Here is a 13496-nt window from a genome sequence, read left to right on the forward strand (position 1 = left end):
ATGGAAGAAGCATTTGACTACTTATGGAAAAGCGCTGGTGTACTGAGTATTTTTGTGATCACCTATCATCTATTGTTGCGCAGGTTAACATTCTTTAAAGCCAACCGGTTCTTTTTGCTATTTGGAATGGCGGCTAGCATCACCTTTCCATTAATCGAGATCACGCAAACGGTTTATGTGGAGCAGCCTGAAGTGAGCTACAGCGCTGCAGATATGGTGACTGCCATGACGCTGCAGCAACAGGAACCGCCTGTCGAGCCATTGATCAAAACTTCCCAATTACTGCTCATGCTGTACGCGGCTGTAAGCCTCTTTTTTATAGGCAAAATGGGTGTGGAGTTGTTGTCTTTGAGGAAATTGATCATCTCTGGGAAGCGTCGGTTGGAAGATGGATATGTAAGGATTTCGCTTTCGCGAAAGGTGACTCCATTCAGCTTTTTCAAGTACATCTGCTTTACCGTAGGCGATGAGCAACAACAGGATCATGATTTGATCCTAAAACACGAGCAGGTTCACGCGAGAGAATGGCACAGTATGGATTTGTTACTGTCCCATTTGTGCTGCGCCGTGTTTTGGTTGAATCCGCTAGCGTGGTTGCTCAAACGTCAAATAGGTGAAAACCTAGAGTTCATCGCAGATGCCACTGCCAAAGTAGAAAACACCACTGGCATAAGTTATGAACGCACCTTACTATCCAGTGCGGCCAGCCATATGCAGCCGGCACTTGCCAATAATTTTTTCACACCTTTTATCAAAAAACGAATTCAAATGCTACAAAAAGAAACTTCAAAAACCTGGAACGCCTACAAATATGCGTTGATCCTACCTGTGATGGCACTGTTCTTATACAGTTTCAACACAGTAACTAAAACGGAATATATCAAGTCCAATTTCAAAAAGGAACAAGCTCAGGAAGCTGCAAATACTTCCGTCACGAGTGCGGCGCAGGTTGTAATTAATGAGAACGACGATAAAACCAGCGAGCAAAATGCAACTGTCTCTACTGAAAGGATCGAATTCAAAATCGTCGCCACGACGACAGAGCAAAGTCTTGAAAAATTCAAAAAGCGATTAAAATCAGACCACAATGTAGATTTCACTTATAAAAATCTAAAGTATCAAGATGGAAAAATTACCAGGATCAAGATCGAGCTTGATGATAACCGTGGCTTTAAGGGTTCGCAAAATTATAATGGCGATGATCCTATCAATCCTATTTGCATCACTGGTATCATTGATGGCAATAGTAAGAAGTGGAGCATGGGCAGCTGTGAGAAGACTAGATGGACCGCAAAAGGAAACGTTTTAATCTCTAAAAATGATCCAGCAACTTATATCTACAGTCCTGATTCCTTATATTTTTCCCAGAGTCTCAAATTTGATACCGATTCTTTGATGTTAATGATGAAGGATCTTAAAAAGATAGACATAGATTCGTTTCACCGCGCAATGAGAGCCAGCTACAAGGATCTACAGGTACAGATGGAAGATATTGATATCAAACAAATGGAAGCTGACCTCAAAAAAGCACAAAGGGAAATGCGTCGCATGAATCTAGATTCTCTTCATGATGTTATGCGACAAGCTAGATTACAGATACGTAGGATGAATAAGGATAGTATAAAATCCAGCATGAAAACACGATTCATTATCACAGATACCTTAGGTAATGACATGGACAATATTGTGATTTATGATGTGCCAAAAGCTCAAAGAGGGAAACCTACCGTACCATCTAATGAAACAGAACCTATTTTAATTGTTGATGGTAAGCGAGTTCCTTATTCAAAAATGAATGAAATCGATCCACAATCTATAAAGGCTGTTAACGTCCTAAAAGATAAAGCTGCAACTGCGGTTTATGGTGAAGGATCAGAAAATGGTGTTATTGTGGTCACCCTTAAATCTGCTGAGGACATCAAGTTAAGTGCTATTAAAAGCACACGTGCCATTCCTTATATCATAATCGATGGTGTGGTGGCAAAACAAGAGCAGATGTATGCTCTAGATTCTAACAAAATCGAATCATTTTCAATATTGAAGTCTGATGAAGCCACCGCTCTGTACGGTACAGACGCAAAGGATGGCGCTATCATCATTGTCACTCAAAAGAAAATCAAAACGACACAGAACAAAAAGAAGAATTAAACACTTATGGTGAACTATCTTTTAAAAGTAACAGTTGGCTTCAAATAATACTTAGAGGACACGATCGCCATAGCGATCATGTCCTCTTTGGTTTTTGTTAGCAGTTTGCCTTAAGGGAATTAAGTACTTTTAAGGTCATGAAAAAATCCATTTTTAAAACGCTGGCCAAAATAAATAAAGCCGTCCTGCCCAGTTATAGCAAGGATGAAGATTTTGACCTCGCCAAAGCCTCAAAATTACAGATGGCGCTTATTGGTTACAAAACGTGGATCACTAAAAATGCCTTGGATTAGGTGAGTATTTCCCTTAAAGATCAATGCCATAGGCCAGTGCAACTACCAGCAGCACCACAACGCATTATTTCACTCGTTCCCTCGCAAACCGAATTGCTATTTGACTTAGGTCTTGAGGACAAAATTGTAGGTATTACGAGATTTTGCGTGCATCCAGAAAACGCTTTAGAAGAAAAGCAGGTGGTAGGTGGCACTAAAAAGATTGTCAAGAAGCGCCTTATAGGCCTACAACCAGATCTTATCATTTGCAATAAAGAAGAGAACACGATGGAAATGGTAGAATTTTGTTCTTCCATTTGTCCTACGTACGTTTCAGATGTTTCCACCCTCGAGGACGCCTTGGAAATGATTCAGCACATAGGTCATTTGACTGCCAGCACAGAAAAAGCGCAGGATCTAGTTGAGAAGATTCAGGTCAGTTTCCAGCAATTGAGAGATGAACTAGAAACAAAACCGGCCTTATATCTCATTTGGAAAAAGCCATACATGACGGTAGGCCGCGACACCTTTATCCATGACATGATGCGTCTGGCAGGATTTGAAAATGTCACGGGAACACACACTCGATATCCGCAATTGGAAATGGATCAGATCGTCAAACTACGACCAGAGGTGATCTTGCTCTCTTCAGAGCCCTATAATTTTAGTGAGAACGACAAAGCTGAATTTGATATCGCTTTCAAAGAGCGCAGCGATGCAGAAGTTTATGGTGAGCAAGGTCGAACCACAAAAGCGAACCTACCACAACCTCGCATCCTCATCGTGGACGGTGAACCATATTCATGGTACGGCAGCAGGCTACTACATTCACCTGCCTATTTTCAGAAGTTAAGAAATGAGCTGGATGAGAACTAGATGTATTTCTAATCTATTCATTGTAACTTTCGGATTCAATTTAATACCAATCAGTAACTAAAATTTGAAGTAATGAACAACGGTAAAATAGCAGGATTGGGCTGCGGTGCTCTAGCAGGAATCGGTGCACTTGTGGTCCTTGTCATATTAGCCATCTACGGCATATCATGGAATAACAACGCAGTTGCAAAAAGCGAAGCGGTACAATCTCAATGGGCAAATGTTGAGAGTAGTTATCAACGCAGGTCCGACCTTATTCCCAATATTGTAGCGACCGCAAAACAATATGCAGAGTTTGAACAGGAAACACTAACCGGTGTTATTGAGGCTCGTGCCAAAGCAACCAGCATTAATGTCGATGCTTCCAATCTTACCGCAGAGCAAATTCAGGCATTTAGCCAGGCACAAGGTGCCGTTTCCAGTGGTTTGGGCCGATTATTGGCGACCTATGAGAACTATCCTAACCTCAAGGCTAACGAGAACTTCAAGGAATTGATCAATGAGTTGGAACGTACTGAAAACCGCATCAATGTAGAACGCAACCGTTACAATGAAACTGTACAGGTCTACAATTTGCAAATCAAGAAATTCCCAGGATCTGTACTGGCATCCTTCTTAGGCTTTGATGAATCTCCTTATTTTAAGGCAGATGAAGGCGCACAGAATGCCCCTAAAGTAGGAGATCTTTTCAATAATTAATATGGCGAGCAAGGTAGAAGCATTTCTAAGCGCAAACGACGAGGAAGAAGTCGTTGAGGCGATACGCAAGGCAGAACTGCGCACCAGTGGCGAGATACGCGTCCATCTGGAGCGCACTTGTGCCGGCAATGCCTACACGCGCGCCCAAGAATTGTTTCACCTGCTCAAAATGGACAACACTAAAGATGCTAATGGCATCTTGTTTTACCTGGCCGTGGATGATCGCAAATTTGCCGTTTTAGGCGATAGTGGGATTAACAACGTGGTTCCAGATAATTTTTGGAATTCCATAAAAGATGGTATGGAGGCTCGCTTTCGCGAAAGCGAATTCAAAAAAGGCCTCGTCACAGGAATCGAACTCGTAGGAGAGAAATTGGCGGCTTATTTCCCATGGCATAAGAACGACGTCAATGAACTTCCTGACCAGATATCTACCAGTTGAAACAGCACTTCTTCTACATATTTGCCTGTTTTCTGCTGCTTTCCAGCACTGCATTTGCGCAGTTTAAAATTCCTAAAAAGCCCAGCAGTGAATCAAAACAAACGGCACTCTACGACTATGTGGACTTGCTGGACGCTAGTCAGAAAGCAGCATTGACCAGCAAACTGTTGCGTTATGCAGATAGCACCAGTACACAAATCGTGGTGGCGATCATAAGTAGTACAGAAGGTGAAGATATTTCAATGGTGTCTGCAGAATGGGGCGAGCAATGGGGCATAGGTCAGGCAGATGAAGGTAACGGTATTCTAATTCTGCTCGCTCGAGATGATAGACGCGTTGATATAGCTACCGGCTACGGCATCGAGTACCGGTTAACCGATTTGATGTCAGAGCGCATCATCAATCGTGTTATCATACCAGAATTTAAAAGAGGCGATTACTACGCAGGCCTAGACAAAGCCGCCGATGCTATTTTCGCTGCGCTAAACGGCGAGTTTACCGAAACTCGGGATTTCTCAAAAAGTTCTGGTGTTCCGGTTCAAGCGATCATCGTCTTGGGCTTTATCATTCTAGTCATTATCATGAGTATCAAGAATCGAAACAACGATGGTAATAACGGCGGCCGTAGATCTGGCGCTTCTTTACTAGACATTATTGTCCTCAGCAGTTTGGGTCGCGGTGGTTTTGGCGATGGTGGCAGTTTTGGCGGTGGTTCCAGCGGCGGCTTTGGCGGCGGCGGCGGTTTCGGTGGTGGCTTTGGCGGCGGTGGCTTCGGCGGCGGTGGCGCTAGTGGTGGATGGTAGGTTGATCTTAATTCTTCATTTCGTTTTTAATTAATTCGTTTAGCTGCATTTAGAGTTTTTCTACGTCGCTTACCTTTTCTTACATCGATCCAGCCTGTGCAAATGTTTGGATCAAAGGCTTTTATAAAATTTGGCACTTTCATTGATTGGGTTTTAAAAAATCCAGATCATGAGAAAACTTTACTTGCTTTTTATCGTCCTTAGTCTGAGTTTCATTTCTTGTGATCCTCTAACCGATTGTATCATTCCTACCAGACCAGAACTGCCCAGTTCAATTTTCAATACCGCAGTGGCAGGTCAATATTATGAACATAGTTTGAGAGCTCAGGTGAATAACGATCCTCGTGATGACAGCTATGTCTACTACTTTACGGTAACCGGTTTACCTAGAGGTATGGATTATGAACAAGAAGGACGCAGACTTTTCATATTTGGGAACCCATCAGAGCGTGGCGATTATAGAATACGCGTATTTCTAACGGTAGAACCTATTTTCTTCACAGACGATGATGGAGGCATCTTGGAAGACGGCGATACGCTTTGTGAAGACTCGACCTCACGGGATTACACCTTAAGCGTGAGATAATAGTTATGCCAATAGATAGCTAATGCTTTTTGAATAAGCGTACCTTTGCAGCTTAATACATTACATGACATTTAAAGAATTGGGGCTCGACGAGTCCATCCTGAAAGCTTTACAGGACCAAGGATATGAGAATCCAACACCTATTCAAGCACAATCCATTCCCATCTTATTAAAAGGCAAGGACCTACTAGGCGTTGCACAGACCGGTACCGGTAAGACAGCTGCCTTTTCCATTCCTATACTACAGCAATTGCTGGAAGGTGAAGGACCTAGAAAGAAGCGCAAGATCAGATCATTGGTGGTGACACCTACCAGAGAACTTGCGATACAGATTGATGAGAATTTTACCGCTTACGCGAAATATACCAACATCAAAAACACCGTCATTTATGGTGGTGTCAAACAAACCAAACAAGTCTACGCACTACACCAAGGTGTCGATGTACTCGTAGCAACACCTGGAAGGTTGCTAGATCTCATTAGTCAAAAGTATATTTCCCTGGCAGATATTGAGTATTTCGTACTTGATGAAGCAGATCAAATGCTGGACATGGGTTTTATCCATGACATCAAGAAACTACTAAAATTGTTGCCTAAACAGCGTCAATCGCTGTTTTTTAGCGCGACCATGCCTAAGGCGATCGTGGAACTTTCCCGACAAATTCTGGGAGATTTTGAGCGCGTGACTATCGAGCCAGAAAAAACCACTGCTGAAAAAGTAGAACAACGCATCTATCATGTCAACAAGAAAAATAAGACCAACTTATTGGTCCACCTTCTTGAAACTGATATGAATGATTCCACGCTGGTTTTTTCCAGAACAAAGCATGGTGCTAACAAGATCGTTAAAGACCTTGAAAAAGCAGGAATCAAAAGTGCCGCCATTCACGGTAATAAATCACAAGTGGCGCGCCAGCGTGCGCTAGGTGATTTTAAAGATGGAAAATTACAGGCACTTGTGGCGACAGATATTGCCGCTCGCGGTATCGATATCGACGAGCTTGCCTATGTCATCAACTATGACTTGCCTAACGTTTCAGAATCTTATGTGCACCGTATAGGTCGTACGGGTAGAGCTGGAGCCAGCGGTATGGCAGCCAGTTTCTGCATGTTGGAAGAACGACCTTTTTTGAAAGACATTGAAAAATTGATCCAGACTAAAATACCTGTGGTGAACGATCATCCCTTTGAATTTAAAATGGAAGACGCGGCAGAGCCTAGTTTGAAAAAACAAGGAGGCAATCGCGGTCGTGGCGGTGGTCGCAACTCAAGACCATCTGGCGGCAAACCTAAATCTACTGGGAATCGCAACAAGAATAGAAGCCGCAGCTCTAATTCCTAACGGATCCTATAGAATAAACCAAAAGCGACCTAAGAGTCGCTTTTTTTATTTTTGAAAGTTAATGTTGGTAGATATTTCGCTTTCGCGAAAGCGAACTCATCAACAGCCTATTTCTTATTTAAAACGGGTCGTTCAAAAAGTGCATTTAGGGACAGTTCCATTTGTACCTGTCCTACTTTTTCAAATCCCAACCTCTGGTAATACAGGCAAAGGCCATCGTTAGTTGCATCGCAATCCAATCTGAGGAATTGCTTTTTGGCTATGAGGGCTTTTTGAAATATGCGATGAATGAGGTGCGATCCGATTTTCTGTCCCTTAAAATCTGGGTCAACGACCAAGGAATGAATGTAGTAGGCGCTTTCTTCTTTCTTGCCCCAATACTTGAGGTCCACATCCATCAAGCGATACATGGCGACGAGTTTTTCATCCTTATACACAAAGGTAAATTGACCGTTTTCGAAACCTTCTTGTAGCCACTCCAATCGTTCGGCTGGTGGGTCCAGCCAGTAACTCCATTGCTTGAGATTCTGAGATTGAAGCCGTTGTGCAGCCTTCTTCAATAAACTTATCGCATCGGTAATTTGCGAAGCTTTGGGAGTTGTATAAATAAAGTGGTGGTCCTGCATTTTTGGTTCTTGTTATTTTGGTAGCGCGTTCAATTGGCTAGGTTGAGCAGTGATGGCATCTTAAATCCCAAACCCATTACAATCCACTATCTTTGCGCCCTTAAAAATTACATTTAAAATTTATTCCATGAAGCTATTCAACAATTTTATAGGCAATCCCAAAAACGATATTCTTTCTGGGATTACCGTGGCGCTAGCACTGGTGCCAGAAGCGGTCGCTTTTGCGTTTGTAGCTGGTGTCGATCCTATGGTGGGATTGTATGGAGCTTTTATGATGGGATTGATTACCGCGCTTTTTGGTGGTAGACCTGGAATGATTTCTGGTGCTACAGGTGCTACCGCGATCGTTATGGTGCTGTTGATCAAGACTGGTAATGAAGTAGGTCTGGCGATGGACACGCCTTATGAGAACCTTGGATTGCAGTGGTTATTTATCACATTGCTGCTGGTAGGTGTTATACAGATGGCAGCTGGTTTTTTGCGATTGGGTAAATTTGTAAGATTGATTCCGCATCCTGTGATGATGGGATTTGTGAACGGTCTGGCCATCGTTATCTTTTTGGCACAATTGGATTTTTTCAAGACAGGATCTGGAGATGCTAAAGAATGGATGACAGGTGCGTCTTTGTATATTTTGCTGGCGCTTGTAGGGCTTACTATGGCAATCATGTACTTTTTGCCTAAAGTCACCAAAGCATTACCGGCAGCATTGGTAGCGATCGCAGTCGTTGCTGGGATCACCATTTTCGGTAATCTGGACGTGGCTACCGTAGGCTCTTTTATCAGAGATGGTGGCGGCGACGGTATGCAAGGTTCCTTACCTGAATTTCAATTCCAGATCTTCACGTTGATAGATACTCTTCAAGGCAATTGGTCACTCATTCTAGGTACCGCTGTCACACTGGCTGCGGTAGGTTTGATTGAATCCTTGATGACTTTAAACCTTGTCGATGACCTCACTGAAACTCGTGGTAGCGGTAATCGTGAATGTGTGGCTCAAGGAGCTGGTAATCTTGTCAACGGACTCTTTGGTGGTATGGGCGGTTGCGCCATGATAGGTCAATCCATCATCAATGTCAATTCAGGTGGTAGAGGTAGACTTTCTGGAGTGGTCGCAGCAATTGCATTATTGATCTTCATTTTGTTTGGTGCTCCAGTAATAGAGCAAATTCCTATCGCAGCTCTTGTAGGTGTGATGTTTATGGTTGTCATAGGAACCTTTGCGTGGTCCAGCTTTAGAATTATTAATAAAATACCACTGGCAGATTTAATTGTTTTGATCGCCGTAAGTGCGATTACCGTATGGCAAGATCTAGCGATCGCCGTTGTGACTGGTGTGATTATGAGTGCACTGGTATTTGCATGGAATAGTGCCAAAAGAATTAGAGCCAGAAAAAGCCTCAAGCCAGATGGTACAAAAGTGTATGAAATTTGGGGACCGCTGTTCTTTGGATCTGTAACAGCCTTCAATTCAAAGTTTGACCCTAAAAATGATCCCGATAAGATTGAGATTGACTTTATGGAATCCAGAGTGCAAGACCATAGTGGAGTAGAGGCTTTGCGATCTGTTGGGAACAAATATCTGGATCTGGGCAAGCAAATCAAGCTCACGCATTTAAGTCCAGAGTGTCAAGCATTATTGATCAAGCGCAATCCAGAATTTGAAACAGTGATCGAAACCAGTATTGAAGATCCACGATATCATATTGCAACGGATCTTCTGGATGCTGAGGTTTAAAGAATAATTAGATAGCAGTTATTCTGCCTCATAGACCAGCTTCATGGTAATTGATGCAGTTTTTTCTTTGCTGCTGGTGTTATAGGTGCCACCCCAAGAATAATCCTCGGCGCTGTTTTGACCGGTAATTTGAAATACGCCCATATCTGCAGATATCAAATCGCCCAAACCGCCACCTGAATTGGCAGCAATCTGCTCGGCACGTATTCTAGCGTCTTCAGTTGCTTTAGAGATCATCTCGATTTTGAGATCAGATAATTTGGTGTAGTAATATCTAGGCGACTGTGAGTAAAACTGCACTCCTTGATTGAGCAATTCCGTAACCTCGCGAGATATTTTCTCAATTTTTTCTACTTCATTGGATTGCACTTCTATGGTTTGGGATAGTTCATATCCATTGAAGGTTTCACCTTGATAGTTACCATTGGCTCCATAAATAGGCGTGGTATTTTTAGAAGTATTTACAGAGCTAAACACCATTATGGATGGATCGATACCTTTCCCTTTGAGGTAGGTCTCAATCGTTTGTTTATTGCTGGCAATTTGCTCATAGGCATCGCTCAAAACTGGACTGCTCGCCGTGAACCTTCCTTCCCAAACAATCAAATCAGATACAAAATCCTGACTGCCTAGTCCGGTAACCTCGATGGTTCCCTGTTTTTGATTGCGATTCATAAAGGCATTGCCTAAAAAGATGGCAGATAGGACAATGGCGACTCCAAAGATGATGGCACTTAAAGCGTTTTTCATGAGGAACAAGTTATAGGATTAAATGTAGTATAATTTTGAAAAATATGATGTTAGGCTTTGGTTACATTGTCGTTGTAAAAAGTTTATCCATGAAAAATACCTTGTACTTTTTGATTATCATCCTTCTTGCCTCGAGTTGTAAAAACGAGACAGATAGAACAGAAAATCCTGCTAATGATGAGGTTGAAGTTACGGCTCAAAAACCTACGCCAGTTGATTTGAGTCAAACCGATTTTGACTTTAAAACCTTTGAGGCAAGCAACAGTGATGCAGATCTTACCAGTCCTACAAAATATGCGCTGTACTTATACCCATCAACCTCTCGTGATTCCCTGAAAATAGGAATGGATGTAGGAGGAATCATGATCGACGAGGAGAAAGCGGTGGTACTAGGAATGCCTGCAGGTGCGCTTTTCTACATACGCAGCTATTATGCCGGCACTGGAAATAACTATTACGGTCTAGAAGAAAACCGTAGGTTGATAATCTATAAAGGCAATGTTGTGGAACCACATCCAGAAGCAGAGCCTGAGCCAACGATTTATGAAAAAATTCATTCGGTAGAAGTTTTTGCAGACTCTATTGCTCAATAATACTAGAAGGTAGGATACTTGCGTTAATGATACACAGTCGATCTCAAAAGCGACTTTTTCATGCGTTTTCTTTTAGTGCTTTTCATTTTATCTTTCTTTCCGGTTCACGCTCAGAATTTGGATGTTACGAGTGGCGCGGTTGCTATTGATGATGGCTATACCTATCTAGTCACCAATAAGGAACCTTTTCCCGTTACGGTCAAGCTAGACCTCAAACCCAATAATCTTAAAGTCAATACTTCCAAGCGTGTATTTGTCGTACCAGCAAATACCGAAAACTTTGAGATTCTCCAGATGCACATGATCAAGCGAGATACTTATGGCTATAAAGCGAGCGCTTCATATCTCATAGGTAATCAAACCCAGGAACCACTGGATTTCTTGTACCACTTGCCGTACGCTAGAACCGCTTCCTATCGGGTTTCCCAAGGCAACAACAGCAGCAGTACACATCGTGGTAAATATGCAATCGACTTTAGCATGCCTACGGGTACGCCGGTGCACGCCGCTCGTGGTGGCCTTGTCATCGCCGTTAGGGAAGATCAGTCCTTAGGCTGCACAAAACCGAAGTGTCTAGAGTATGCCAACTACATCAAAATCCTTCATAAAGACGGCACCATTGCAGAATATACGCACCTCATGGTCAATGGCTCACTGGTACGCAAAGGCGATAAGGTCAATAAGGACCAGCATATAGGCTATAGTGGCAATACCGGCTGGTCTACAGGTCCGCATTTGCACTTTACGGTGTATCGACCAGAATTTTCTAGACACAACCGCACGATTCCCGTACGTTTCTGGTTGGGAAATTCCGTGGCGGTTAACGAGCTTCAGGAGAATCGGCATTATCGCAAACCTTGATATTAAAAGAATCCAGCTATTTATTTGTAGAGTAGATGGTTGGGAATTCGCTTTCGCGAAAGCGAACTATTCCGCATTATTTTCATCATCAAATGCTTTATTTTTGGGAAAAAGCACCTTGCATGGATTTAGACTTCAACAAAAACGAAGACCACAATAAGTTACTATTATCTCAATTGCGTCAAAAACTGGCTAAAGTCAGTCTAGGTGGCGGCGAGAAGCGCATTGAAAAGCATCATTCCAAAGGAAAGATGACCGCTCGTGAGCGTATTGACTACTTGCTGGACGATGCAGAAAAAGCAGTGGAAATAGCTGCGTTTGCTGGTGATGGCATGTATGCAGAGCACGGCGGCTGTCCCAGTGGTGGCGTTGTTGTAAAAATAGGTCACGTTGCAGGTCGTCAAGTGATTGTCGTGGCAAATGATGCTACTGTAAAAGCTGGTGCCTGGTTCCCTATTACGGGTAAGAAAAACCTACGTGCGCAGGAAATTGCGATGGAGAACCGTTTGCCTATCATTTACCTGGTAGATAGTGCTGGTGTGTATTTGCCTATGCAGGATGAGATTTTCCCTGATAAAGAACATTTTGGACGCATATTTAGAAACAACGCCGTGATGAGCAGCATGGGAATCACCCAGATTGCAGCCGTTATGGGTAGTTGTGTTGCCGGTGGTGCTTATCTGCCTATCATGAGTGATGAGGCATTGATCGTTGATAAAACGGGCAGCATCTTTTTGGCAGGTAGTTACTTGGTAAAGGCAGCCATAGGCGAGAGCATTGATAACGAGACGCTAGGTGGCGCGACAACGCACTGCGAGATAAGCGGTGTTACTGATTATAAAGCCAAAGACGACAAGGATGCACTGGACAAGATCAAGCGCATCATGGACAAAATAGGCGATTATGACAAAGCTGGTTTCAACAAGGTCAAAGCGGTCAAACCTGCTAAGGATCCATCAGAACTTTATGGTGTTTTGCCACGAGAGCGCAGCGCACAATATGATATGATGGAAATTATCGAGCGCGTTATTGATGCAGATACTTTTGACGAATATAAAGCTGGCTATGGTCAAACCATTATCACGGGTTATGCTCGTATCAATGGTTGGGCGGTTGGAATCGTAGCTAATCAACGTAAAATTGTGAAGACCAAGAAAGGTGAGATGCAATTTGGCGGCGTGATCTACAGCGATAGTGCCGATAAAGCCACAAGATTTATAGCTAACTGTAACCAGAAGAAAATCCCGTTAGTGTTCTTGCAGGATGTTACTGGCTTTATGGTCGGTTCCAAAAGCGAACATGGTGGTATCATAAAAGATGGTGCTAAAATGGTGAGTGCCGTTTCCAACAGCGTGGTTCCTAAATTTACGATCGTGATAGGGAACAGCTATGGCGCTGGAAACTATGCCATGTGTGGTAAGGCATACGATCCACGATTGATCGTGGCATGGCCTAGTGCAGAACTTGCCGTGATGTCAGGAAATAGTGCTGCTAAAGTGCTGATGCAAATTGAAAAAGCTTCGCTAGAAAAATCGGGTAAGAAATTGACCGAAGATGAAGAGAAAGAGCTTTTTGCCAAAACTAAAGACCGTTACGACGATCAGGTTTCACCGTACTATGCTGCTGCTAGAATCTGGACTGATGCGATTATTGATCCTATCGATACTAGAAAATGGATCTCCATGGGAATAGAAGCTGCCAATCATGCGCCTATTGAAAAGGACTTTAACCTTGGGGTGATACAGACGTAGTCCTACTTT

14 protein-coding genes are annotated in these 13496 nt (G+C 43.0%); 12 read left to right on the plus strand and 2 right to left on the minus strand.

Features of this window, described 5'->3' with window-relative positions:
* The 8 genes from BST86_RS02570 to BST86_RS02605 all read left to right on the plus strand — a co-directional run bounded on the left by BST86_RS02570 (position 1) and on the right by BST86_RS02605 (position 7168).
* The gene (locus BST86_RS02570; protein WP_105981887.1) at positions 1-2148 is read left to right on the plus strand and encodes a M56 family metallopeptidase; all 2148 of its coding nucleotides are present in this window, start codon (positions 1-3) and stop codon (positions 2146-2148) included.
* Between the two features lie 137 nt (positions 2149-2285).
* Entirely contained in the window at positions 2286-2441 is a 156-nt protein-coding gene (locus tag BST86_RS02575) for an SsrA-binding protein (RefSeq protein ID WP_105981888.1), read from the plus strand.
* Entirely contained in the window at positions 2442-3296 is an 855-nt protein-coding gene (locus BST86_RS02580; RefSeq protein ID WP_105981889.1) for an ABC transporter substrate-binding protein, read from the plus strand.
* Positions 3297-3368: 72 nt separating this feature from the next.
* Positions 3369-3995 carry a LemA family protein gene (locus BST86_RS02585; RefSeq protein WP_105981890.1) on the plus strand — a complete coding sequence of 209 codons (627 nt, stop codon included), beginning with the start codon at positions 3369-3371 and terminating at the stop codon, positions 3993-3995.
* Position 3996: 1 nt separating this feature from the next.
* Complete coding sequence (locus tag BST86_RS02590; protein WP_105981891.1) at positions 3997-4437, plus strand: TPM domain-containing protein; 441 nt, start codon at positions 3997-3999, stop codon at positions 4435-4437.
* Positions 4434-5240, plus strand: coding sequence for a TPM domain-containing protein (locus tag BST86_RS02595; RefSeq protein ID WP_242446444.1), 807 nt, complete (start codon positions 4434-4436; stop codon positions 5238-5240). Before BST86_RS02590 ends, BST86_RS02595 begins: the two co-directional genes overlap by 4 nt.
* 169 nt (positions 5241-5409) lie before the next feature.
* Complete coding sequence (locus tag BST86_RS02600) at positions 5410-5826, plus strand: hypothetical protein (RefSeq protein WP_105981892.1); 417 nt, start codon at positions 5410-5412, stop codon at positions 5824-5826.
* Positions 5827-5890: 64 nt separating this feature from the next.
* On the plus strand, positions 5891-7168 hold the full coding sequence (locus BST86_RS02605) for a DEAD/DEAH box helicase (RefSeq protein WP_105981893.1): 1278 nt from the start codon (positions 5891-5893) through the stop codon (positions 7166-7168).
* A gap of 107 nt (positions 7169-7275) precedes the next feature.
* Here the strand turns inward: BST86_RS02605 and BST86_RS02610 are convergent, their stop codons facing one another.
* Positions 7276-7794, minus strand: a complete 519-nt coding sequence (locus BST86_RS02610) for a GNAT family N-acetyltransferase (protein ID WP_105981894.1) — start codon at positions 7792-7794, stop codon at positions 7276-7278.
* Positions 7795-7921: 127 nt separating this feature from the next.
* On the opposite strand from BST86_RS02610, the gene BST86_RS02615 reads away from it, so the two are divergent.
* Positions 7922-9532, plus strand: a complete 1611-nt coding sequence (locus BST86_RS02615) for a SulP family inorganic anion transporter (protein ID WP_105981895.1) — start codon at positions 7922-7924, stop codon at positions 9530-9532.
* A gap of 18 nt (positions 9533-9550) precedes the next feature.
* Here the strand turns inward: BST86_RS02615 and BST86_RS02620 are convergent, their stop codons facing one another.
* Positions 9551-10282, minus strand: coding sequence for an SIMPL domain-containing protein (locus tag BST86_RS02620; protein WP_055412311.1), 732 nt, complete (start codon positions 10280-10282; stop codon positions 9551-9553).
* Positions 10283-10371: 89 nt separating this feature from the next.
* On the opposite strand from BST86_RS02620, the gene BST86_RS02625 reads away from it, so the two are divergent.
* From BST86_RS02625 to BST86_RS02635, 3 genes are all read left to right on the plus strand, one after another.
* A complete protein-coding gene (locus BST86_RS02625; protein WP_146126696.1) occupies positions 10372-10875 on the plus strand; it encodes a hypothetical protein in 504 nt (167 codons plus the stop codon).
* A 60-nt stretch (positions 10876-10935) separates the two neighbouring features.
* Positions 10936-11736: a M23 family metallopeptidase gene (locus tag BST86_RS15015; RefSeq protein ID WP_105981897.1), complete on the plus strand. Its 801-nt coding sequence runs from the start codon at positions 10936-10938 to the stop codon at positions 11734-11736.
* Between the two features lie 122 nt (positions 11737-11858).
* Entirely contained in the window at positions 11859-13487 is a 1629-nt protein-coding gene (locus BST86_RS02635) for an acyl-CoA carboxylase subunit beta (protein WP_105983925.1), read from the plus strand.
* The last annotated feature ends 9 nt before the right edge of the window (positions 13488-13496 follow it).

Source organism: Nonlabens agnitus (genome assembly GCF_002994045.1).
In the GTDB taxonomy this organism is placed as follows: domain Bacteria; phylum Bacteroidota; class Bacteroidia; order Flavobacteriales; family Flavobacteriaceae; genus Nonlabens; species Nonlabens agnitus.

Excerpts from the sequence above, each read along its gene's own strand:
- BST86_RS02625 (WP_146126696.1), top strand. The coding sequence starts at position 10,372 with ATGAAAAATACCTTGTACTTTTTGATTATCATCCTTCTTGCCTCGAGT.
- BST86_RS15015 (WP_105981897.1), top strand. The coding sequence starts at position 10,936 with ATGCGTTTTCTTTTAGTGCTTTTCATTTTATCTTTCTTTCCGGTTCAC.
- BST86_RS02570 (WP_105981887.1), top strand. The coding sequence starts at position 1 with ATGGAAGAAGCATTTGACTACTTATGGAAAAGCGCTGGTGTACTGAGT.
- BST86_RS02590 (WP_105981891.1), top strand. The coding sequence starts at position 3,997 with ATGGCGAGCAAGGTAGAAGCATTTCTAAGCGCAAACGACGAGGAAGAA.
- BST86_RS02615 (WP_105981895.1), top strand. The coding sequence starts at position 7,922 with ATGAAGCTATTCAACAATTTTATAGGCAATCCCAAAAACGATATTCTT.
- BST86_RS02575 (WP_105981888.1), top strand. The coding sequence starts at position 2,286 with ATGAAAAAATCCATTTTTAAAACGCTGGCCAAAATAAATAAAGCCGTC.
- BST86_RS02635 (WP_105983925.1), top strand. The coding sequence starts at position 11,859 with ATGGATTTAGACTTCAACAAAAACGAAGACCACAATAAGTTACTATTA.
- BST86_RS02600 (WP_105981892.1), top strand. The coding sequence starts at position 5,410 with ATGAGAAAACTTTACTTGCTTTTTATCGTCCTTAGTCTGAGTTTCATT.
- BST86_RS02620 (WP_055412311.1), bottom strand. The coding sequence starts at position 10,282 with ATGAAAAACGCTTTAAGTGCCATCATCTTTGGAGTCGCCATTGTCCTA.
- BST86_RS02585 (WP_105981890.1), top strand. The coding sequence starts at position 3,369 with ATGAACAACGGTAAAATAGCAGGATTGGGCTGCGGTGCTCTAGCAGGA.
- BST86_RS02610 (WP_105981894.1), bottom strand. The coding sequence starts at position 7,794 with ATGCAGGACCACCACTTTATTTATACAACTCCCAAAGCTTCGCAAATT.
- BST86_RS02605 (WP_105981893.1), top strand. The coding sequence starts at position 5,891 with ATGACATTTAAAGAATTGGGGCTCGACGAGTCCATCCTGAAAGCTTTA.